Origin of the sequence: Salegentibacter echinorum, assembly GCF_900129445.1 — a bacterium.
Lineage (GTDB): Bacteria > Bacteroidota > Bacteroidia > Flavobacteriales > Flavobacteriaceae > Salegentibacter > Salegentibacter echinorum.
Genome location: NZ_FQVT01000012.1, coordinates 37,706 through 61,698, shown reverse-complemented (window position 1 = coordinate 61,698; position 23,993 = coordinate 37,706). Strand labels below are relative to the sequence as shown.

Annotated in this window: 19 protein-coding genes; 11 read left to right on the top strand and 8 right to left on the bottom strand. The window is 38.2% G+C overall.

The annotated features are described in order from the left end of the window. The 3 genes from BUA71_RS14035 to BUA71_RS14025 all read right to left on the bottom strand — a co-directional run bounded on the left by BUA71_RS14035 (position 1) and on the right by BUA71_RS14025 (position 3,317). Positions 1–1,254 carry an ABC transporter ATP-binding protein gene (locus BUA71_RS14035; protein ID WP_072880855.1) on the bottom strand — a complete coding sequence of 418 codons (1,254 nt, stop codon included), beginning with the start codon at positions 1,252–1,254 and terminating at the stop codon, positions 1–3. Positions 1,255–1,535: 281 nt separating this feature from the next. Further along, complete coding sequence (locus BUA71_RS14030; RefSeq protein ID WP_072880853.1) at positions 1,536–2,354, bottom strand: polysaccharide pyruvyl transferase family protein; 819 nt, start codon at positions 2,352–2,354, stop codon at positions 1,536–1,538. Between the two features lie 111 nt (positions 2,355–2,465). Continuing rightward, complete coding sequence (locus BUA71_RS14025) at positions 2,466–3,317, bottom strand: ABC transporter permease (RefSeq protein WP_072880851.1); 852 nt, start codon at positions 3,315–3,317, stop codon at positions 2,466–2,468. A 320-nt stretch (positions 3,318–3,637) separates the two neighbouring features. On the opposite strand from BUA71_RS14025, the gene BUA71_RS14020 reads away from it, so the two are divergent. After that, positions 3,638–4,015, top strand: coding sequence for a PH domain-containing protein (locus BUA71_RS14020; protein ID WP_072880849.1), 378 nt, complete (start codon positions 3,638–3,640; stop codon positions 4,013–4,015). Positions 4,016–4,166: 151 nt separating this feature from the next. Here BUA71_RS14020 and BUA71_RS14015 read toward each other — a convergent pair whose 3' ends face one another. The 3 genes from BUA71_RS14015 to BUA71_RS14005 all read right to left on the bottom strand — a co-directional run bounded on the left by BUA71_RS14015 (position 4,167) and on the right by BUA71_RS14005 (position 8,353). Further along, positions 4,167–4,733: a PAS domain-containing protein gene (locus tag BUA71_RS14015; protein ID WP_072880848.1), complete on the bottom strand. Its 567-nt coding sequence runs from the start codon at positions 4,731–4,733 to the stop codon at positions 4,167–4,169. A 351-nt stretch (positions 4,734–5,084) separates the two neighbouring features. Next, positions 5,085–7,556 carry a polysaccharide biosynthesis tyrosine autokinase gene (locus BUA71_RS14010; protein WP_072880846.1) on the bottom strand — a complete coding sequence of 824 codons (2,472 nt, stop codon included), beginning with the start codon at positions 7,554–7,556 and terminating at the stop codon, positions 5,085–5,087. Continuing rightward, positions 7,556–8,353, bottom strand: a complete 798-nt coding sequence (locus BUA71_RS14005) for a polysaccharide biosynthesis/export family protein (protein ID WP_072880902.1) — start codon at positions 8,351–8,353, stop codon at positions 7,556–7,558. Before BUA71_RS14005 ends, BUA71_RS14010 begins: the two co-directional genes overlap by 1 nt. A gap of 304 nt (positions 8,354–8,657) precedes the next feature. Here BUA71_RS14005 and BUA71_RS14000 point away from each other — a divergent pair, with 304 nt between their 5' ends. The 8 genes from BUA71_RS14000 to rlmB all read left to right on the top strand — a co-directional run bounded on the left by BUA71_RS14000 (position 8,658) and on the right by rlmB (position 20,086). Continuing rightward, complete coding sequence (locus BUA71_RS14000) at positions 8,658–10,520, top strand: ABC-F family ATP-binding cassette domain-containing protein (RefSeq protein ID WP_072880844.1); 1,863 nt, start codon at positions 8,658–8,660, stop codon at positions 10,518–10,520. A 119-nt stretch (positions 10,521–10,639) separates the two neighbouring features. Then, the gene (locus BUA71_RS13990; protein ID WP_072880842.1) at positions 10,640–11,035 is read left to right on the top strand and encodes a four helix bundle protein; all 396 of its coding nucleotides are present in this window, start codon (positions 10,640–10,642) and stop codon (positions 11,033–11,035) included. 34 nt (positions 11,036–11,069) lie between these two features. After that, positions 11,070–11,984, top strand: coding sequence for an O-methyltransferase (locus BUA71_RS13985; protein WP_245812598.1), 915 nt, complete (start codon positions 11,070–11,072; stop codon positions 11,982–11,984). 45 nt (positions 11,985–12,029) lie between these two features. Then, complete coding sequence (locus BUA71_RS13980; protein WP_072880840.1) at positions 12,030–12,728, top strand: ABC transporter ATP-binding protein; 699 nt, start codon at positions 12,030–12,032, stop codon at positions 12,726–12,728. A 644-nt stretch (positions 12,729–13,372) separates the two neighbouring features. Continuing rightward, positions 13,373–16,624, top strand: coding sequence for a SusC/RagA family TonB-linked outer membrane protein (locus BUA71_RS13975; RefSeq protein WP_072880838.1), 3,252 nt, complete (start codon positions 13,373–13,375; stop codon positions 16,622–16,624). Between the two features lie 11 nt (positions 16,625–16,635). Further along, complete coding sequence (locus tag BUA71_RS13970; RefSeq protein WP_072880836.1) at positions 16,636–18,051, top strand: SusD/RagB family nutrient-binding outer membrane lipoprotein; 1,416 nt, start codon at positions 16,636–16,638, stop codon at positions 18,049–18,051. 36 nt (positions 18,052–18,087) lie between these two features. After that, complete coding sequence (locus BUA71_RS13965; protein ID WP_072880834.1) at positions 18,088–19,236, top strand: hypothetical protein; 1,149 nt, start codon at positions 18,088–18,090, stop codon at positions 19,234–19,236. Positions 19,237–19,339: 103 nt separating this feature from the next. Then, a complete protein-coding gene (rlmB, locus tag BUA71_RS13960) occupies positions 19,340–20,086 on the top strand; it encodes a 23S rRNA (guanosine(2251)-2'-O)-methyltransferase RlmB (RefSeq protein ID WP_072880832.1) in 747 nt (248 codons plus the stop codon). A gap of 141 nt (positions 20,087–20,227) precedes the next feature. On the opposite strand, the gene hemW is transcribed toward rlmB, so the two are convergent. Together hemW and ruvC are read right to left on the bottom strand one after the other, a co-directional pair. Further along, on the bottom strand, positions 20,228–21,361 hold the full coding sequence (gene hemW, locus BUA71_RS13955) for a radical SAM family heme chaperone HemW (protein ID WP_072880898.1): 1,134 nt from the start codon (positions 21,359–21,361) through the stop codon (positions 20,228–20,230). Between the two features lie 93 nt (positions 21,362–21,454). Then, positions 21,455–22,054 carry a crossover junction endodeoxyribonuclease RuvC gene (gene ruvC, locus BUA71_RS13950; protein WP_072880830.1) on the bottom strand — a complete coding sequence of 200 codons (600 nt, stop codon included), beginning with the start codon at positions 22,052–22,054 and terminating at the stop codon, positions 21,455–21,457. A 388-nt stretch (positions 22,055–22,442) separates the two neighbouring features. On the opposite strand from ruvC, the gene BUA71_RS13945 reads away from it, so the two are divergent. Together BUA71_RS13945 and BUA71_RS13940 are read left to right on the top strand one after the other, a co-directional pair. Beyond that, positions 22,443–23,579 carry a glycosyltransferase gene (locus BUA71_RS13945; protein WP_072880828.1) on the top strand — a complete coding sequence of 379 codons (1,137 nt, stop codon included), beginning with the start codon at positions 22,443–22,445 and terminating at the stop codon, positions 23,577–23,579. A 107-nt stretch (positions 23,580–23,686) separates the two neighbouring features. Beyond that, complete coding sequence (locus BUA71_RS13940; protein ID WP_072880826.1) at positions 23,687–23,965, top strand: YciI family protein; 279 nt, start codon at positions 23,687–23,689, stop codon at positions 23,963–23,965. Positions 23,966–23,993 lie beyond the last annotated feature (28 nt).

Here is a 23,993-nt window from a genome sequence, read left to right as displayed (position 1 = left end):
TTAAATTAGTTCGGAATAATCCCACGTAATTTTTTCGTGTACAATCTTATTTATTCGAAAATCAATATTTTTCATTAAATCTATTTCAAAATTTTCTACCACCTCAAATTTTAGCGCATCTTTTACTATTTCTAAATCTGTTGTAGTATCGCCAAGATATAAATCAATCTTATATTTCCCGGGCAATAGTTTTAATTTATCAATTGTAAGAACAATTTTTCCTTTTTTTACATCATAATCATTTATGCTTTTTTTATGGTAATGCCTGTTGTTTACTCCAACCATTTCTACATCATTTAAATCCTTAATGACGATGCCTAAAATCAATTTCTTTATAATATCATTGACCTCTATTGAGATTTCTACCTGAAGCGTTGAATTATATTTAATAACATTAGTCTCATTATTCAAATTAGCTTTTTTAATAATATTATTGCCATGATAAATAGTATGAACATTTTCGGAATAGGTGTTTTGATAATATGAGAGAGTCTCGTCTATAATTCCTTTAAAACTCATTGTTCCATTTTCTAATACAATTCCGGTAGTACATAATTTTTTCACACTTGCCATATTATGACTCACAAAAAGCACCGTTCTCCCTTCACCACCGGAAAGGTCCTGCATTTTACCTATGGCTTTTTTTTGGAATTCGGCGTCACCCACGGCCAGCACCTCATCTACCACCAGGATTTCGGGTTCGAGATGCGCGGCCACGGCAAAGCCTAATCTTACTTTCATCCCACTGCTATAGCGTTTGGTAGGGGTGTCTATATATTTTTCACAACCCGAAAAAGCGATAATTTCGTCGAGTTTGCTTTTAATCTCGGTTTTGGTCATACCCAAAACGGCGCCATTCATAAAGATGTTTTCGCGGCCGGTAAGTTCGGGGTGAAAACCGGTACCTACTTCCAGTAAAGAAGCGATTCTGCCTTTTGTTCTAATTCTACCGGTAGTGGGTGCAGTTACCCGGGAAAGTATCTTTAGCAGGGTAGATTTTCCCGCACCGTTTTTACCAATTATTCCCAGGACTTCGCCCTGATTTACTTCAAAATTTATATCGCGTAAAGCCCAAACATAATCTTCAGTTGCTTTGGCGCTGCGGTCATTAACACCACCTACTTTAAGATAAGGATCTTCTTTGCCCCGCACGGTATGCCACCAGCGGTTAAGATCGTGACTAAGCGTACCCGTGCCAACCCTTCCCAGGCGATATTGTTTCGAGATATTTTCGGCCTTTAGAATAACACCCATACTTTTAGTTGGCAATATTTAAGTAAGCAGTTTTGAAGTATTAATTTATCTCGGAAAAGTAATAAAAATTTATGGGAATTCGGTTGTCTGTTCTCAGTTGTGAGTTGTGAGTTATGGGTTGTGAGTTATGAGTTGTGAGTTTGAATTTGTTAAAGTTTGGGTTTTGTTGTACTGCGAACTGCAACTGCGACTGCCCACTTGTTTAGTGTTTGGGGTTTGGTGTTCCATTCACTGCAAACTGTGACTGCCAACTGCATACTGCGACTGCTAACTGCCTACTTCTATCTAAAAGGGCATACTTGCATTAGTTGTTTTTCAAGCTCTCGCACCTTATTTTCTCCCGGAAGGCTTCGGTGGTTTTTAAGAAGCAACTGTAAATCCTCAATGGTTTCAGTTCCGATTAATGCCGGAGGCGTATAAGTTTTTATTTCAACCGATTCCAAATAATCAAGATATTTAACACCATCCCCAAATAGCTTATCTGAAACCTTTACCCAAACCGCTGGAATACCATAAGCATGCGCAACGATGAGTCCGTGTAGAGAAGAGGAAATGATTTGTTGACAGGAGAGAATTTCCCGGGTGGTGGCCTCCACATCGTCGGTTAATAAATCTATTACTTTTACTTCTTCATTACTGGAGTACCATTGTTTTACCTGAGCGTAATCTACATAATGCGGCACAATCCCAATTTTATATTTTTTTTCAACCTCTGGGTTATAAAAAAGCGGTAATAGCAAAGCCGGGTCGCCATAGACTTCAGGACATTCATAACCAGATTTCAGCAAAAATTCTCGGGTGCGTGGGCCGCGTACCGCTTTAAAATCAGCCTCTGCCACAGCGTGCTTTTCATCGATTATCCCGCTGCCCCAAACCACGCTATCTTTTGTGGCGTGCGCCAAGATGCTGCCCACGGCCAGGTAATTTGTTTTATTCAGCTTATACCAGGGCTGCTTTTTAGGTTGCACCCATTTCACCGGTTTTCCACGGATTTTCTCCACTAAATATTTAGACAATAAATCCCCATAATTTTCCTTTGGTTTTCCTTCAAACTTAATAGATGACCAGTAAAATAACGGAATTGTTTGGTGGTTTTTCATGGTTAGCGGTTGTGGGTTATCAGTTCTGGGTTATGGGTTCTGGGTTATCGGCTGTCAGTTTTTTACTGAATATTGCCAAGTGCGACTGCCCACTGAGACTGCGAACTACCATCAAACTGTGTCGATAAAATTCTTTTCCGTTCGGTTAAAAATAATAAGTCCGAGGAGAAAAAGTACTATGGAAACAATTAATGTGTAAACAAAACCCAGCCAGCTAAAGCTACCGGTATCTAAAACCATATACCGAAATCCCTCAATTATTTGGGTTAGCGGATTGTATTTTACCAGCCAAGCCAAATCGGGCATTTTTTCGGAAACCTCACTCAGCGGATATGGCACTGCCGAAACATACATCAATAAACTCGTGGCAAATCCTACTAAAACCGTAAGATCGCGATATTTAGTAGTTAATGCCGAAATCGTCATTCCCGCACCAAGTCCCAATAAAGCCATCATTAAAACATAAACTGGAAATAATAATAAATTGGTATTCGGACTTATCTCTGCGCCGCGGAATAGGAAATAGCAATAAAAAACTATTAAAATCAACAGCTGAATCCCAAATTTAAACAGATTGGAAATCACGGTTTTTAAGGGCATAATCACCCTGGGGAAATACACTTTTCCAAAGATTCCGGCATTTGCGGTAAAGGTATTGGAGGTACCGGTAAGACACTGATTAAAATAATTCCACGCGGTTATTCCGGTTAGATTGAATAAAAAGGCGGGCACATTTCCGGTAGGAATACTGGCAATATTATTAAAAACGAGGGTGAAAATTATAGAAGTAAAAAGCGGTTGGATAAAATACCAAAGCGGCCCGAGGATAGTTTGTTTATAAACAGTCACGATATCGCGCTTTACAAACAATACTAACAAATCCCGGTAACGCCAAATCTCCTTAAAATTTAAGTCTATTAGCTTTCTCTTTGGGGTAATTTCATATAGCCAGTCTCTCTCCACACTTAATTTATTCCGGTAATTTTATGTGCCGAAAATAAGCATTAATCCTGATTATTCATCAGAATTAATGATTTGTAAAATTTCACGTTTGATGATTAAGTTAAAAATTAACCTACTAACTATGCAAAGAAATCAATATTATACTTTCAGCTTAATGGACTTTGAATCTCTGCGTGAAACCTTTTTTTAGAAGTGCTTTAAAATGATTTTACAATTTTTATCAGGCTAATCCTGCTTAATCAGCGTCCTTTTTAAACTTTATAAATTCGTGTTTCGTGGCAAAATTATAATTAACTTGAAGCGCTAAAAACATCAAAAATATGAGCTTATTCAATAAATTAATTGGCAATGCAGCCAGTATTTCTAAAGAAGAATTAGATTCAAAATACGGAAGGCTACTCACTGAAACCGAAGAAATTGAACTTGGTTTTTCTTTATTACGCGATATTTTCATGTTTACCAATAAGCGACTTATTCTAATTGATATTCAGGGTTTGACCGGGAGAAAACAGGAATACCTCTCCCTTCCCTATCGGCATATTTCCCGCTTTTCCCTGGAAACAGCCGGCACCTTCGATCTTGATGCCGAATTAAAGATCTGGATTTCTAGCGAAAACAATCCCAGTGTGAGTAAACGCTTTAATAAAAGTATAGATATCTATGCAGTACAGCGCTATTTGGCAGATAAGGGAATCTAGATGATGTGATGATGTGATGATGTGATGATGTGATGATGTGATGATGTGATGATTAAATTTAAAATTAGCACTGAAACCTACAAAAAATTTATTTTCAGGATTTAACCTGTTAAAATTCACTAGAGTTAACAATCAGTATTTCTTATACCTTCTAGGCTATTTCACGTTCCAGGGCTAGAAAATGTGTAGTTTTGTCTGTGGCAAGCGGGATCACACTAATTTCACAATTATATGGAGTGGAATTTTTTTTATAATTCAGCAGCACTTCTTTAAATGGCAAATTACGTGATAATTGCTTTCTAATTCTTTTTAAAGCGGCTGGATCTGTATCTTTTCCCTGGAGAAATTTTGGATTTTTGTGCATCGCATAATTCTTGCTATAACCGGTCATCTCGGTAAAACCATCATTAACCCATTGTATCTCGTTTTTACTATCGGTAAGTATAAGCGCTTCAAAATCTTTATTTACAAACAGCTCATCTATCTCATTCTTCCACTGGTATTTCTTTGCAATCTCTTTAAAAGCATCAATACTATTTTGGCGTTTTTGCGCTTGTTGCAGCTCGTGAAAATTTTCAATATGAACATTCCAACTCTCTAAAGGCATTATGCTTACAGATGATGCTAAAAATTCCTTCTTCACCTTCTGGTAATTCTTCTTGCTTAAAGAATCAAGATAGATATCCAAACTCATCATCTGTGTCATATTTTTTTTCATCAAGACTACTTTAACTTTCAGATGCAAAGCTACAATAAATTAGACAGGCTGTTTTTTAGAAGAATTAATCACGTCATTTTTAACAACAAAACGGCCATTTATAGGATTATTTCAAATGAGAATAACCTTTTCTATTTGTAATATTGGCAAAAGATTAATGCGTTTAGCTCTAGTTCAGCACTGCCTTGATAATATCCTCGTTTGTCATTCAGAATCTTTCGTCTTTAGCCTTACGAAACAAAGAATCCTTATTCAAAGAGAACAGATTCCTCCTACTTCGGAATGACAGATCATTCCAGCAGTAATAGCTTGATTAAACTACAACCCTGCATTTTAATAGACCATTTTCTCTTATTCAAAATTACGCATCGCTTTTTTCCACCAACGTTTAAAATTGCGGGTAGGATTAGATTTTTCTACGTAGCCTTTTGAGTAGCGGTTGTAGCCATAGCCGTAGCCGTAGCCATAACCGTAACCATAGCCATAACCGTAACCATATTTCGCGCGGTGTACAAAGTGATTTAAGACAAAACTGATGTTTTTAATCTCACCTTTGTGGTATTTTTCATTAATAGACTCCAGCATCCCGCGTTTTGTGTAATCCTGCCTAATTAAATAAATATTGGCATCGGCATATTTTACCAGGTTCAAAGCATCGGCCACCATACCTATTGGTGGGGTATCGAGTATAATATAATCGTAGCGTTCTTTTAATTCCTCCATCAACTTATCCATTTGTTCATTAATCAATAATTCTGAAGGATTTGGTGGCACGGGACCAGCCGTAATCACGTCTAAATATGGAATTTTGCTCTCCTGAATAATCTCATCGGCATTGGCCTGAGCTATTAAATAATTCACCACGCCCAGGTCATTGTTTAGCTGAAAATCATCAAAAATCTTAGGCTTCCTTAAATCGACACCTACCAATACCGTTTTTCGCTGACTTAGCGCGAAGACTGTAGCCAGGTTCATGGCGCAAAAGGTTTTTCCTTCCCCTGAAACTGAAGAAGTGATTAAAAGCGTCTTGGATCCCGAAACTCCTTGTTTTTTGTACATAAACTGAAGACTGGAACGCAACCCTCTAAAACCTTCTGAAACTGAAGATTTAGGATTATTGTAAACCACAAGGTTAGAATCGGTTTTACTTTTTCCTATCATTCCCAGAATCGGAATTGGTGATAAACGCGTCACTTCCTGGGCGTTGTGAATATTGGTATTCAGAAAAACCAATAGAAAAACAAAAGTAAGCGGAATCATACCACCTACCATTACCGCCATCACATAATTTAACTGGGTATTTGGCCCAATTTTCCCGCCACCGGTATCTTTAGCCGAATCTATTACCATCACATCACTTACATTGGCCGCTTTAATAAGGCCTGCCTCGCTCCTTTTTTCCAGGAACATATTATAAGATTTTTCATTGAGGCTATAGCGACGTTGAATTTTAAGTAAATCCTGTTCTTCCTGTGGCAACTTACTAATTTCAGTTTCCAGCCTGGAAATTTGCCGGCTAATATCCCTTTGCTCTTCCTGCAATAAACCTTTTGAAGATTTAATATTTTCCAACAAAATAGATTTCACCGAATTTATTTGTCGGTCTATATCGTCAAAAACAGGTGAGTTTTCCTTCAGGGAATATTGATAATTACTTCTTTCTTCAGCTAAAGTAATAATTCGCGAAACCCCGCTCGCAATACTCCCTTCAGATATTCCAGCAACCGAGGGCGCGGGCACATTAGAATAATCGGTGCGGGTTTCTAAATAGGTCTGCAGCGTTTCGTAATAAGAAAGTTGCCGCCTAATCTCTTCTTTTCTTAAATCTAAAGTAGAAAGCTTATTGGACATCTGCGAACTCTCTGCCGAAATATCCATAATGGCATTTTCATTTCTAAACTGATTAAGCTCTGCTTCTACCAGTTTCAAGGCTTTAGACTGCACCGCCAAACTGGAATCTATAAACCGAATAGTCTTGGTAGCAAAAAGGTTTTTCCGCGCCAGCATATTATCGCTAAGCACTTTTACCGTGCCGTTTAAATAAGCTACAATCCGGTTTTTATTGCCGCCACTTTGATTCAGTTTTAAAACTGAAGAGCCCTGGGATTCAGGGTTCACATTAACATTCCTGTACCGACCAACAGCCGAGTCAAAATTGAGAAAACTTACGTAAAAAGGAGTTCCCGCCTGCAAAGGTTTTTCTACACGCTGAATAGTCCCGTTAAAAAAAGGAAGGTTTACAGTCGTTCCCGTTTTATAATTTTTGCTAAAATCCTTAGGAACAACCTCTTTATAAGTTTTTTCTTTTGAATTGTATTGCTGAAGCTGAAGATTTGCCGGTACCGCTGCCGATAGGTTATAAGTCGCAGAATCTATAAAACTAATCTTCATCGTTACATTAAGCGCCTGGGGCTTGCTGGTATCTGCAATTATTTTAAAGGGCGTGCTTCCATAAGCGTCCACCCGCTGATATTCTCCATCCTTTAATATTTGAATGTAAAACTGAAGCTGTTCTACCACCTCTTCATTATGCGACCGGGACTTTAAAATGGTCATCGCTGTGTTCACCTTGTCTGAAGTTCCGCCCCAATTAAAGGTCAAACTGGTATTACTGGTGAAAAACGGATTTTGATCATCTTTTATGGAAATGGAATTTCCCAGCCTGTATTCCGGTAATTTCCGCACATTATTATAGTAAGCCACTGCGAGACTTATCAAAATTGATAAGACCACCAACTTCCAGTAACTAATAACCTTAAGGATAAACCCCTTAAAATCGAAAGTGGAACCTACATCTGAAATATGATCATCTTCGTGCGCCATTAAATCCTGCTAAATAATAAAATTGTGGTGGTGACAAAAGAAAGTATGGTTACCGCGGTCCTAAAAACCTCCAGTCCCGTAGAACCAAATCCTAAAGCTTTTTGCGGCAACGCGTTTACTAAAATAAGGTCATTGGGCTGAATGTAATAGTATTCACTTTTGGTGGCATCAATACTAGTAAGATCTATCGTGTGAATTTCTTCACCATAGGGATATTGTCTAATGATTTTCACGTGTTCCATATCACCAAATTCATTTATTCCCCCGGCATTGGCTACCGCCTCCATTATGGTCACTTTTTCTTTGTAAATCACCTGGCTACCGGTGCCAATTTCCCCTAAAGTAGTATATCTAATTCCAGCCAGTTTCACGGTCACAAAAATGTTTGCTTCCTCTTTAAAATAATTTTCCAACAGAAGCTTTTCAATTTTCTCCCGCACCTCCCGTTCGGTGTAGCCTAAAACATTTACTGCGCCAAGTGTTGGCACCCTAATATTGCCGTGATCATCTACGGTAAAACCGTCAAAATATACCCTTTCTTCGGTGGTTGCGCTGCTATTTAATTCCCCCACGGGATTAAACATGCCTACCAATTCCTGGTCCAGGGCTTTTACCCTAATACTCAAAAGGTCTCCTGTTTGAATGCGATATGGTTTTTTTAATTGCTGAATTTGAATAATACTATCTAAGGTCTTGTTGTTCTCCTGCAGATAGGTAGTTTTTTTAGTAGAAATACAGGAGGAAAAACTTAGTATTCCTATCAATAGCAGTAAAATGAATTGATATTTTTTCAGCATTTTGCTCTTAATTCCAGATGTAAAGTCAATAAAATCGACGAAGACACAACTTAAACTTTTTTGCGCCCTAAATTTAGAAATATTTAACAAATATAGTTTTTGTAACGAAAACACAAAAGAATTATCACATTACCTAAAGAATTTAGAATGAATATCTATTTACCAGCCTTTGGGTGTGGAAATTTCACTCGTGGAAATCTGTATGATCTGAATTATAAACGTTGTATCTAAAACAAGTCCACAATATTACTTTAAAATGGTATAAGTCCTAAATTTCCGCTTATTTTGCAAAAAAATCAGGACTGTGAATTATTTAAGTGTAGAGAATATTGCGAAGGCATACGGGGAAAGGGTTTTGTTTAAAGAGATTTCCTTTGGTATCAATGAGGGGCAAAAAGTAGGTTTTATTGCTAAAAATGGTACAGGCAAAACTTCACTTCTCAATATCCTGGCAGGATTTGATATCCCAGATGATGGAAAGGTTGTTTACAGAAAAAATATTACCACGGCCTTTCTTCCGCAAGAACCCAACCTGGATCAACATCTCACTATTCAAGAAACTATTTTTTCTTCAGAAAATGAAACCCTGGCAATAATTAACCGCTACGAAAAAGCTTTACAAAATCCTAACGATACAGATGCTTATCAAAAAGCTTTTGAGGAAATGGAAGCTGCCCAGGCCTGGGATTTCGAAACGCAGTACAAACAAATCCTGTCTAAACTAAAACTAGAAGATCTTACTAAAGAAGTAAAATATCTTTCTGGCGGACAAAAAAAACGTTTGGCCCTGGCGGTAATGCTTTTACAAAAGCCAGACTTTATTATTATGGATGAGCCTACCAACCACCTCGATCTGGATATGATAGAGTGGCTGGAAGAGTATTTTAAGAAAGAGAACTTCACAATTTTTATGGTAACTCATGACAGGTATTTCCTGGAGAGGGTTTGCAATGAAATAGTGGAACTGGATCACGGCCAACTCTACACCTATAAAGGAAATTATGGCTACTACCTGGATAAAAAAGATGCTCGTATGGCCATGGAAGCCAGCAATACCGAAAAAGCAAAACAACTCTATAAAAAGGAGCTCGATTGGATGCGCCGACAGCCAAAGGCGCGAACCACCAAATCTAAATCGCGAATAGATGATTTTCAAGATATTAAAGACCGCGCCCATAAGCGCCGGCAGGATCACGAAGTGCAGTTGGAGCTTAATATGGAGCGGCTGGGTAGTAAAGTGGTGGAACTTCACAATATCGGAAAGTCTTATGAAGATAACCAGTTGCTGAAAAACTTTAGCTATAACTTTAAACGCGGTGAACGCATTGGCATAATTGGTAAAAACGGCACCGGTAAGTCCACCTTTTTAAATATTCTAACCGGCAGTATTAATCCCGATGCCGGGAAGGTAGTGATTGGCGAAACCATCAAGTTTGGTTACTACACCCAAAAAGGAATTACTATTAAACCCGGGCAAAAAGTTATAGAAGTAATTAGGGAGTTTGGGGATTATATTCCGCTTAAAAAAGGCCGGCAAATCTCTGCCCAACAGCTGCTGGAACGCTTTTTATTTGACCGTAAAAAACAGTATGATTTTGTTGAAAAACTAAGTGGAGGCGAGAAAAAGCGACTCTATTTATGTACCGTTCTTATCCAGAATCCTAACTTTTTAATTCTCGATGAGCCTACCAACGATCTTGATATTGTAACCCTAAACGTTCTGGAAAGTTTTCTCTTAGATTTTCCCGGTTGCCTGGTGGTAGTTTCTCACGACAGGTATTTTATGGATAAGATTGTAGATCACCTATTTGTTTTTCAGGGTAATGCTGAAGTTCAGGATTTTCCCGGCAATTATTCCGATTATCGCGAGTATGAAGAAACCCTTGCTGAAGCACCGAAAAAACCGGCCAGCCAGACTGAAACGAAAAAAGACTGGAAAAAAGACAGTACTTCGGGTAAACTGAGTTATAGCGAACAAAAAGAATTTGGCAGGTTAGAAAAAGAGATCGCGAAATTAGAAAAGAAAAAAGAAAAGCTTCAGCAAAAATTTTTAGAAGAACTAAACCCCGATGAGATTAAAGAAAACTCTATAAAATTGCAGGAAATTGAGGATGAGATAGAAAACAAAACTGAACGATGGTTTGAATTGGGAGCAGAGATGGAGTAGTGAGTTGTTTGGTGTTTGGTGTTTGGTGTTTGGTGTTTGGTGTTTGGTGTTTGGTGTTTGGTGTTTGGTGTTTGGTGTTTGGAAATCTATTATTTTTAGATTAAATAAAACAAGAAATCATGGGAAAGATTGAAAAATTCGAAGATATCGAAGCCTGGCAATTAGCTAGGATAATCTGTCAAAAAATAAATACTCTTTTCACAAACACTGCTTTAGGTAAGAACTTTGCCCTACGAGATCAAATGGAAAGAAGCTCTGGTTCTATTATGGATAATATCGCGGAAGGATTTGGTCGCGGCGGAAATAAAGAATTCCATAATTTTCTAAGTTTCTCTAAAGGCTCTACTGCTGAATTACGGTCGCAGTTATATCGTGCATTAGATAAATCTTTGATTAATGAAATTCAATTTGATGAGTTGAAATCAGAGTGTCTTAAAACGGAAAATAAAATAGGAGCATTTATGTTCTATCTTAGAAAAACTGAGATGAAAGGACAGAAATTTAAAAAACCTTAAGCTTGACTATCTTAATTTGCCAAAACAAAACGGTTTGCAGTCTCAACAACAAACAACAAACCATAAACAACGAACCGCTTTGCGCATACCACCTTACATAAAATTCCTCTTAAAATCCCAAAACCAGCACGGGTTACACTCGCCATTTGTTTACGATTTGGTGACAAAATGTTTTTATGATAAAAATTATCATCCGGAATACGAGCTTTTGGAAACTTACAGGAAAGAATTGCTTCAGAATAAACAAAAAATAAAAGTGACCGATTTTGGAGCGGGAAGTAAAGTATTTTCTTCTGATACAAGAGCGGTATCGGCGATAGCAAAACACGTGGGAATCCCTAAGAAAAGAGCCCGGTTCTTGTTTAGGCTGGTAAAATACTTAAATTGTCAAAATATTTTGGAGCTCGGCACCTCCCTGGGAATCGGCACCGCGGCTTTGGCAGCAAACAAATGGGTCAATGTTATAAGTTTGGAAGGATGCCCTCAAACAGCCAAAATCGCGCAACAACAATTAGCAAAATTCGGACTTAAAAATGCGAAAGTTAAAATAGGGGAATTCGAAAAGCTGCTTCCCTTGCAACACCAAACAACAAACCGCAAACAACAAACAACAAACAGCCACCCCAAACCCGACAACCCACAACAGAGAACAGAGAACAGACAACCGAGAACACCAAACCACAAACAACAAACCATCCACGACCTCATCTATTTTGACGGAAACCACACCAGAGAAGCAACGCTAGATTACTTTGAAAAACTTTTACCAACCTCCCATAATGACAGCGTGTTTGTATTTGACGATATCCACTGGTCTCCTGGAATGGAAGCTGCCTGGGAAGAAATTAAAGCCCATTTGCAGGTTACGGTAAGTATAGACACCTATTATCTCGGACTTATCTTCTTCAGAAAAGAACAGGCTAAACAGCATTTTAAAATCAGGTTGTAACAAAAAACAGGAACCCACGTCTTATAAGTACAAAATTATTTCTTTATGAGTAAAGTCATTGAAATTAAGCAGATCACCCGCGATTTTCCTTTGGGCAATGAGGTTGTGAAAGTATTAAAAGGAATAGACCTAAATATAGATCGCGGGGAATACGTGGCTATTATGGGACCGTCGGGCTCTGGGAAGTCAACGCTTATGAATTTGTTGGGCTGCCTGGACACTTCAACTTCCGGGAGCTACATTCTTAACGGTAAAGATGTGAGCCAAATGAGCGATGATGAACTTGCCGAAATTAGAAACAAAGAAATTGGTTTTGTATTTCAAACATTTAATCTGTTACCAAGAACTACGGCTTTAGAAAATGTCGCTTTACCCATGATCTATGCCGGCCACAGTAAAAGCGACCGTAATGAACGTGCCCGGGAAGTCCTTACCAATGTGGGATTGGGAGATCGAATGGATCATAAACCCAATCAGCTTTCTGGTGGGCAGCGTCAACGGGTAGCAGTAGGCAGAGCTTTGGTTAATAAGCCATCTATAATCCTGGCCGATGAACCTACCGGAAATCTGGATTCAAAAACTTCAGTAGAAATCATGAAGTTATTTGATGACATACACGCTGCCGGAAACACCGTTATTTTGGTAACACATGAAGAAGACATCGCAGACCATGCCCATAGAATCATTAGACTTCGCGACGGGCTAATAGAAAGCGACGAGCGTAAAGAAATGGTGAGTCGGTAATATTTATACTTCTATCGGGATTAAATAGCTATAATTCAGCTAAACAGGGTAACCTCCATCGATTAAATATATGATACAGGTTTGTCAAAGCACCTCCCCCTGAGTTGGAGAGTCAAGTTACCTAAGCTTATTGTTCTTTTTTGCCCGAATTACCCTTAGCTCGTTCAAAAACTTAATATCGCAGAAGATGTAAAAACCAGGGCTTCAACAAGCCTGTGCTGAATTTATCGAAGTACTCAGCCTAACGTGGAAGTTTCACCCATACGCCCTCCTGAGCCGAAAAGGAACTTCGTTTTCTCTATGACTATACAAAGTTAAATTGGTATTAAAAAATATTTCCTTGGTTTTACCACATTACAATACCATCATACAAACCCTCAAAATATATTTTTGGCAATTGCTTCACTCCAAAACTTTAAAAAACTTCATATTATAGCAGAAACACAAGGCTTTAGACAACAAAAGTAAGATATATTTTCGAATTTTAACATTGTCAAATTTGGCTCACAGCTACTGAAAACGAAGCAAATAGCGGGATTTCCTAAGCATTTCTTAAAAACTAAGCGCATTTTTAAAAATAAAAGCTTGTTTAATTAAGCATTTATTAGCACTTTTGGCAATGGCTAATTCAAACAAATTTTATAATGAGAACAAAGTTTAGTAGTATTCTAACACTTTTATTGGTGTTAGCAGTGCAAATTGTCTTTGCACAAGAACGCACGATTACCGGTACGGTAGTCGATGATGATGGGTTACCCCTTCCGGGCGTAACCGTTTTGGTTAAGGGAACCAATACAGGAACCCAATCAGATTTTGACGGAAATTATTCCATTGCCGCCTCACAGGGCGATGTTTTGGTATTTTCTTTCGTGGGAATGGAAACTGCAGAATATACGGTAGCAAATAACAACATTATAGATGTTACCTTAAAAACCGATTCTGCCCAATTAGACGAAGTAGTAGTGACTGCTCTTGGTATTGAAAGAGAAAAGAAATCTCTTGGTTATGCCACTCAGGAGGTAGAAGGATCTGAGGTATCAGATGTGCCTACCCAAAACTTCGTAAACTCCCTTTCGGGTAAGGTAGCAGGGCTTAAAGTTTCTTCTTCCGGTACGCTTGGTGGATCTTCTAACGTGGTAATTCGTGGTAATTCTTCTTTATCTGGAAATAACCAGGCTTTATTCGTAATAGATGGAACCCCGGTGAGCAATGCCAATAACAACCGGACTGGCCAGTCTGCTGGTAGAGGAGGTTACGATTATGGTAACGCTGCTTCAGATATCAACCCAAACGATATCAAATCTATTAACGTACTTAAAGGAGCGGCCGCAACTGCCCTTTATGGAGCAAGAGCTGCCAATGGTGCAGTTATTATTGAGACTAAGAAGGGTAGCAAAAGCAAAGGAATTGGTGTTTCTGTGAGCTCAACACTTATGACTACCAATGTGGATAACGAAACCCTACCTGAATACCAGGACCAATATGGTGCTGGATATGGCCCATACTACCAGTCAGAAGATGGATATTTCAATCTTTATGATGTAACCGGAGATGGTACCAAGGATTTAACTACACCCTTTACTGAAGATGCTTCTTTTGGTGCGAGATTTGACGGGCAACCTATTTACCAATGGAATTCTATTTATCCACAATTGGACACTTATCAACAAGCTACACCGTGGGAGGCTGCCAAACATACCCCAAATGATATTTGGGAAACAGGCTATACCGCGATTAATTCTATTGCTTTAGATGGTGGTAACGATAAAGGTTCATTCAGGTTGAGCGCAACCAATTTTAACCAACAAGGAAACTTACCAAACAGTAGGATTAAAAGGAATACCCTTAAGTTTAGTGGCTCTCAAGATTTGACTGATAAATTAACTGCGCAAGCTAATATTACTTATACCAAGACTGATGGTAAAGGACGTTATGGAACAGGTTACAGTTCTTTAAACATTATGCAACAATTTAGACAATGGTACCAAACCAACGCAGATATTTATGAGATGAGGGATGCTTATTTTGAAACAGGGGAAAATATCACCTGGAACCCAAATGGTCCAGATAACCTATCTCCTATTTACTCAGATAACCCATATTGGACGCTTTACGAGAATTACGAAACCGACACCCGTAACAGGTACTTTGGTAACGTAAACTTAAATTACGAGATAAATGACGTATTTACTGTGCTAGGACGTTTTTCATTTGATACCTTCGATGAATTACAAGAACAAAGAATTAACGTAGGTAGTGCAGACATCGCTGAGTATCAGAGATACAACAATAGATCTTCTGAATATAACTACGATCTTATTGTTAACTTTAATAAAGATCTTACACCAGATCTTAATTTAGATGGAAACGTTGGTTTTAACCTTCGTAGAAATTCAAGAAATTATATTGATGCGCAAACCAATGGCGGTTTAAATAAAGCTGGTTTTTACGCTTTGAGTAATTCCGCTTCCCCGATTAATCCACCTGATGAGTATGAAAATACGAGAATGTTAGATGGTATTTACGCCAGGGCCGGTTTTGGGTATTTAGACACCTACTATTTAGAAGGAACAATTAGAAGGGACCGTTCTTCTACACTTCCAAAAGATGATAATGTATTTTGGTATCCTTCTGTTTCTGCAAGTGTCTTGCTCTCCAATGTATTTGATGCCAGCTGGTTAAACTTCGCAAAACTTAGAGGTAATTATGCAGAGGTTGGTAATGATACCGATCCTTATCGCGTATTTAATACTTATAATATTTCTGCACCATTTGGAACTGCAGGTTGGGCAAGTAACAATTCCAATCTTAACAATCCAAACCTTGTTCCAGAGCGTATGAAGTCTTATGAAGTTGGACTGGAAGCAAATATCCTGGATAAAAGGATAGGATTTGATGTGTCTTACTATAACTCTCAAACAGAGAATCAAATCACACTTGTACCGGTATCAACCGCCACTGGTTATTCAGTTAAATTATTAAATGCCGGTACGATAGAAAATAAAGGTATTGAAGCCTCTTTAAGGTTAAACCCAATTAGAACTGAAGACTTTAATTGGAATATGACCGTTAACTGGGCAAAAAACAAAAGTGAGGTACTGGAACTTGCAGACGGTATCGATAAGCTTGAGTTAAACAGTTACCAGGGAGGAATTACTGTTAATGCAGCACCTGGGCAACCTTATGGCGCCATTAGAGGTACAGCTTATGTATATGATGATAATGGTAATAAAGTAATTACAGAAAGTGGAACATACGCCAGAACCCCAAATTCTAATTATGATATTGGAAATATCCAACCAGATTGGACCGGAGGTATTTCTAACACCTTTAGTTATAAGAACCTTAGCCTAAGCTTCTTAATTGACGTTCAGGAAGGTGGGGATGTTTTCTCATTAGACACCTGGTATGGTCGTGCTACCGGTCTTTACGAAAGTAGTGTAGGTACAAATGATCTTGGCAATCCAATTAGAAACACCTTAGAAAATGGTGGTGGTGTGATCTTAGATGGTGTACAGGGTGATATCAAATACAATACCGATGGTACTTATGAAGTAACCAATACTTCAGAAAACACTGTAAGGGCAGATGCTTCTAATTCCAACAATCCCTTTGGTTATGCAAGAGATGCTAACGAAGGGCACGTTTACGATGCTTCCTTTGTAAAGCTACGAGAGGTTAACCTTACTTATGATTTTGGAGAAAAAGTATTGGATGCCATTCCATTTACAAGGGCGTCTATCTCTTTGATAGGAAGAAACCTTTGGATTATACACAAAAACATTCCTTACTCAGATCCAGAAGCAGGACTTAGTTCAGGAAACGCTCAAGGTTACCAATCTGGTGCTTATCCGGCAGTACGTGAAATTGGTGCAAGCCTTAAGTTTAACTTTTAATAAAATTGATTATGAAGAAATATATAATAGCTTTAATGGCAGTCGCGACCTTATGGTCCTGCCAAAGCGACGAAGAATATGAGGATCTAAACAGGGATCCCAAGAATCCTACGGAAGTAGCTTCAGACTTTTTGTTTACTGCAGCTACGGTAAGCCTTTCCGATAATATGGCGACACCTAATGTAAACCAGGGTTTATATAGATTTTTAGCCCAGTATTTCACCACGACTACGTATTTGGATGAGCCTAACTATAACTTCTCTTCACGATCAAACCCAGATAGAGTTTGGTCTGAGATTTACAGGGATGTGCTACTTGATCTTCAGGATGCTAAATCAATTGTAATGGAAGAGGATTTGAGCCAGGGAGAGATAGATGCTAGGTTAGGCCAATTGGAAGTAATTGAGGTTTATGCCTGGCACGTACTTGTAGATATGTTTGGAGACATCCCCTACACTGAAGCTTTACAGGCCGAAGAATTTCCTTTACCAAAGTATGACGATGATATGGCAATTTATGAAGATTTAATTAATAGATTAAACGCCGTTGATGCTATGTTATCTGCAGGAAATGGATATACTACTGCCGATGTGGTTTACGGTGGGGATATGGCTAAATGGCAAATGTTTGCGAATTCCCTAAAATTAAGATTGGGAATGCGAATTTCTGATGTTAACCCGGGTCTATCTCAATCTACCGTAGAATCTGCGGTGACCGGTGGAGTATTTACTTCTAATGCAGACAATGCAACAGTAGAATACCAGGGGAATGATCCTTATGGTAACCCACTATGGGAGGATTTAGTACTTAGTGGACGTTCAGACTTTCTTGCATCCAACACTATCATAGATTATATGAATGAGTTAGATGATCCTAGAAGAATGGTGTATTTTGATCAAAATATTGAAGGATATGAAGGTGGAATATACGGAGCTAGTAATAACTATGGTTCTTATACTCATGTTGGGGAAATTTTAAAACAACCAACTCGGGAGGGTATTCTTTTAGATTATGCTGAAGTACGCTTCAATCAATCTAAAGCTGCCGATCTTGGGTATAGCGTAGGTGGAGACGCCGAAACTCATTACAATGCGGCTATTACAGCTTCTATGGAATACTGGGGAGTTGCAGATGGTGAAATTTCTGCTTATTTATCGCAGCCTGCCGTTGTTTACGATGGTTCTGTGGCGCAGTTTGCCAAGCAGTACTGGTTAGCGATGTATGATAATCCTTTCCAGGGATGGTCTGTATGGAGAAAGTATGATGCTCCGGAATTAAATGTTCCAGCAGATCTTGAATCAGATGTGCCATTGCGATATACTTATCCTGTAGATGAAACTAACCTAAATGAGGAAAATTATAAAGCTGCAGCGGAAGCAATTGGCGGTGATGATACTCAAACCCCGGTTTTCTGGGATGCTCAATAGTTATTATAATCATTGATTAAATTATAAATTATTAAAATGAAAAAATATATAAAACCAATAAGCCTTAGCTTAATTATTGCTTTTGGCTTTGCCTCTTGCGAAACCGATGACGACGGTTTCGACAATGACCTAAACGACCTTGGAGGATATGCAACTCTAGTTGATAATTCTATTTCACGTTTTGACAGAAGCTCCGATTTAAACATTAAGCTTTTTACAGGTGAAGGCGTAAGCGTAGAAACCGTGGAAATTGTTCAGGATGGCTCTGTAATCGGGCAAGCTACACTAACAGGAGACAATACGGCAACCTTCAATTCATCTATTCTTGGAGACTATACTTTTCCTGATGAAGACGGAGTTGACCAGGAAACTGGATCATATCCTATAGATATAAAAACAACATATTCTAATGGAAATGTCACCAGCGATGATTTTAGCGTAGCCGTAAATAAAGCAATCTCTTTAGAAGATAATCCTTCTGAAACTACGATGGATTCGCTATCTTCAGTAGAATTGGGATATGATGTTTCCACATTTTCAGCAGGAGTTGACGCAGTGACATTAGAACTTAAAAAGAATTCTGATGGCGAATATATGGATAGTGGTGCTGATCTTTCCACCGATGGTGGATCTGTAGTATTAAACGAAACCGATTATGAAGATCTAGACCTTGCGGTGAATGATACACTGTATTATAGGTTTACAGCTAACAGCGGTAGCCTTATGGATGCGGTATCTTCTCAATTGGTGATTACGCCAAAAGCTTTCCAGAACTCCAATTCTGTAACGCTTTCAAAAGATGCAGGAATGAATCAATTAAACCTTCAAACTGGAACTATTGCTGCCAATGGGACGGAAAATTCTGATATTCGTTATATGACGCCGACTGGTTTCGAAGTAATCGATGGATCTGATGCAAGTTTTGTAAAAGCCGATGATAGTTTCGATATTGAAAACGCTGATGTGCTTTCTACCAAAGCTGCTTTTGAAGATGGAAGCATAATAACCTCAGCTACCAATCTGGAAAATGGAGATGTATTTATCTTCAAAGATACCAGGGAAATTGAAGATGAAGATGGGGAAGTAGAAACCAAAACCTTCTATGGTGTGTTTAAAGTAGGAAATGTTACTTCAGTAAATGGCGATGTTGTTAGTTTTGACATCGAATATTCCGATGGATTCTAAAGTTAGAAATAACTAAAATTATTTTTTTAAAAACCACCCCTAACCGGGTGGTTTTTTATTTTTAGAAACCTGAATTTCTAAAAACAAAACCTACCTTTGCACTATGGAAGAAACCACACGTATTTTTGGGATTAGAACTGTAATAGAAGCTATTCAGGGCGGTAAGAGCATCGATAAAATTTATATTCAAAAAGGTCTTACAGGACCGTTATTTCAGGAATTAAACCGGTTGATTCAGCAAGAGAATTACAGGATTTCTTTTGTACCGGTAGAAAAGCTTAACAAACTGGCTACCGGTAATCACCAGGGCGTTGTGGCTAACATCTCTCCTATTAGTTTTGGCGAACTTGAAACTACTGTTGAAACTATTCTTCAACAAAAAGAAAAACCACTTTTTCTACTTTTAGACCAAATTAATGACGTTCGTAATTTTGGTGCTATTATAAGAACTGCAGAATGTACAGGTGTTGATGCCATCATTATTCCCGAAAAAGGCGGCGCACCTTTAAATGCTGATACTGTAAAAACTTCGGCTGGTGGGGTCTTTAACCTCCCTATCGTTAAAGTAAACCATATTAAAGACGCTGTTTACTATTTGCAATCATCGGGGGTGCAAACGCTCGCCGCTACCGAAAAATCTGATCAAAGCATTTACGAAACAGATCTTAACCGCGCCACAGCAATCATTATGGGAAATGAAGCTAAGGGAGTTTCAAATTCGGTTCTAAAAGCCGTTGATGTTCGTGCCAAACTTCCACTTTTGGGTAGTATTGCTTCTTTAAATGTTTCGGTGGCCTGTGGTGCTATACTTTATGAAACGCTAAGACAAAGAAGAAAAATAGCCACCTAACCCCCAAAAGGGGGAATAGAACTAGATGTGAATAAGGCTGTTTTCTCATTCTCCATCTCATTTCTACTACAAAATATTCATGAGACAGCTGTGAATGAAACCTACGTTATCTAAAAATATTTTGAAATATTTATGGAAATATCACTCTGCTTCCAGGTAAAACAAATCGGCAGCGATGCCGTCACTTAAAAACTTACCTTTTTCCGTGATGTGATAAACGCCATCTTCTTCCTTTATCAATTCTTCTTTTTGCAAAGGGATTACCTGCTTCTGAAAATGTTTTTCATAAGTATCGCCAAACTTCCTGGCTATCTCAACAATTCCCACCCCATATTTTGTTCTAAGTCGCGTCATTATATACTCATTGAACTTATCGGCCGTAGATAAACGCTCCATCTCCTGCGGAAGTTCTCCTTTTTCCAAAGCTTTAATATAAAGCGGATTATTCGAAATATTCCATTTTCTCGTTTCCCTATCGAAAGAATGAGCGCCGGGACCTATGCCCAAATAAGGCTTACCTAACCAATAGGCCATATTATTTTGCGAAAAATAGCCGGGTTTTCCAAAGTTGGAAAATTCATAATGTTCAAAACTATTTGCGGTTAAGGTGCTGACTAAAATTTGAAAATGTTCTTTTGCAGCTGCATCATCTACCGGTTTTATTTTTCCTTTTTCAATAAATTTATGCAAAGCAGTATTGGGTTCTACCGTGAGTGCATAACTCGATATATGCGGAACTTTAAGCTTTAAAGCTTTTGCAAGATTTTCACACCAGCGTGCTGCACTCATCCCGGGAATTCCATAAATAAGATCTATAGAAATATTATCAAAATACGCTTTCGCCAGGTTTATACTTTCTAATGCTTCCTTAGCGTTATGGGCGCGGTTCATTAACTTTAAATCCTCTTCAAAAAAAGACTGTATTCCAATACTTAATCGGTTAATTTTTGAAGCAGCCAACATCTCCACTTTTCCCGGCGTAAGATCATCGGGGTTTGCTTCCAGCGTGATTTCGGGGTTTTCAGCAATCCTATAGTGGGTATAAATTGTGTCAAATAGCTGTTTCAACTCCTCCGCATCCAATAAACTGGGAGTACCTCCCCCAAAATAAATACACTGAATTTCTTCCGCAGGTAATTCATCTTTCCGCAACACCAATTCTTTGCACAGCATACTTACCAATTGGCTCTTTTTCTTTAAGGAAGTCGAGAAATGAAAATCACAATAATGACAGGCTTGCTTACAAAAAGGGATGTGGATGTAAATAGATGCCAGCCCCTCCCGCCCCCCCCAAAGGGAAGGGGAAACAACTTGCCCTTCAGTTATTTTTTCAATATTCATGCTATTGTTCCTTTTAAAAGTCAGGGACTATTTTTTGGATTTTTTCCCTCGTAAATTTACTGAATTAACTCCCCCTTTGGGGGCTGGAGGGCCATTCTGTTTAACGAAGGCAGCCCAACCACTGTAAGATTTACCTTTAATTGGATTGCCGGAATTATAAAAATGACACACCGCCGCGGCAAGGCCATCGGTAGAATCGAGGTTTTTTGGCAAGGTTTTCAAGCCTAAAGTACTTTGCAACATTTTGGCTACCTGCTCCTTACTGGCGTTTCCATTGCCGGTTATGGCCATTTTGATTTTCTTCGGAAGGTATTCTGTGATTGGAATTTCCCGTGAAAGTCCAGCAGCCATCGCCACGCCCTGTGCCCTACCCAATTTAAGCATAGACTGCACGTTTTTACCAAAAAACGGAGCCTCAATTGCGATTTCATCGGGATGGTAGGTGTCTATGAGCTCTATAGTACGCTCAAATATAAGTTTCAGCTTTACATAATGATCTTTGTATTTATTAAGCTGAAGTTCATTAAGTTGCATAAATTGCATCTTTTTATTTTCAACTTTTATAAGTCCGAACCCCATAATTGTCGTGCCGGGATCAATTCCTAATATGATACGCTCACTTTTCAAAATAATCTATAGATTTAAAATGTATTAAATAGCTAACCCGTTGAGTTAAATTCAAGAAGCCAAACCCAGGAGTGCGAGGTATGTTTTCAAATAAACTTTTCTATTTCAAGACAAGCCCCCGGAAATTAAACCCTTGGCTATCGCCCTGCGATTAGTTTTCAATTGCAAATAAGCTAAAAAACTAATAATTTAGGTTTGACGCTGCGACAGGCTCAGCGAGACAAATTTATACCACCCCTTGTCTGGAGGATTATTTGTTGAAATTCCATTAGCTTCGCAAAGCTAAGTAATACCAAACTAACATCAAGAACTCACACTTAGATATGTGTTATTTTTATTCAGATTTCAATTTAGAAAATTCAAAAAATTGGTTTTAGAACCTTAAACTATGCTAATTTTCTACCTTATTTGCACGCTCTATGCTGTACTTATCCTTAGTCTTATCTACGGATGGAAAAGGATTCCCTATTTTTCTTCGGAAGGATTGCCATCACAGCATTATTTTTCTATCATTATTCCCTTTAGAAACGAAGCAGAAAATTTACCTGATCTTTTAAAAAGTATTGCTGAAATAAATTACCCAGCATCGAAATTTGAAATTTTAATGATAAATGACGCTTCTGAAGATACAGGAGTAGCGATCATTAAAAATTTCCAGCAGAAATATCCTGAAATTCAGTTAAAAATAATAGCCAATAAAAGGTTTACCAATTCTCCAAAAAAAGACGCTATACACACGGCAATAAACGAGGCTAAGTTTGATTATACTTTAACCACCGATGCCGATTGCCAGCTGCCTATTAAATGGTTACAGGTTTACAATGATTTTTTAATCCGTACCGAGAGCACGCTGGTGGCAGGCCAGGTTGCCTTACGCCCAACCCAAAAATTATCGCAGATTTTTGAAGAAATAGATGTTTTTAGCTTGCAAGCCACTACAGGCGGTGCTTTTGGCATTAAAAAATCTTTTTTTTGTAGCGCGGCAAATCTTTGTTATAAAAAACAGGCGTTTTTTGAAGTTTCCGGATATGAAGGTAATACTGAAATTGCCAGTGGGGACGATGTGTTTTTATTGCAAAAATTTCAGCAGAAGAACTATAAAATTTCGTTTCTTAAAAATAACGAAAGTATAGTGTACACCAAAGCACAGAAAAGTTTTAAAAACCTCATCTCACAAAGGCTACGCTGGGCTTCTAAAACACCTTCCTACACTAGTCTTTTTGCGAAATTTGCGGGTATAGTAGTTCTCTTGATGAATTTCAGTTTATTAGTTACTGTAATATTAAGTTTATTTCAGATGATTAATTTTGGTATTATTCTATTAGTTTTTATTGTAAAAATCTGCCTGGATTTTACCTTAATCTATCAATCGGCGGTAACTTTTAATAGAAAGAAAGCTCTAATCCACTATTGGTGGAGCAGTATTTTTTATCCTTTTTTTAGCAGTTTTGTGGCGATAAAAACGCTATTTTCGAGTTATTCCTGGAAGGGAAGAACATTTAACCCGCATAATTCACGTGATTAATGAGATTTGTTTTTTAAGGGGATTAATCTCGAGTGCTCGGGATAGTTGAACTTAATCGCTTTAGACCTTTCAGTAATTTCTATGAATAATTTGGATAAAAATCAACTATGAAATACTATATACTGACTTATAAAACAGGAGATAATTTTTTGGAAGAGCGTAAAAAATTCAGAAAAGAACATCTAAGCCACGCCACCGAATATTTCAATGAAGGTTACTTACAACAAGGCGGTGCTTTGGAGAATCCGGCAAACGAAGCGCTACTCATTTTTAAAGCTGATAGCGAAAAAATTATTGAAGCTTTTGTAAAAAACGATCCCTATTATAACAATGGCTTAATCAAATCCTGGACGGTGAGAAAGTGGAATGTCGCGATTGGGAGTTAAAGCATCCTTTTTTCAGCCACCAATACAT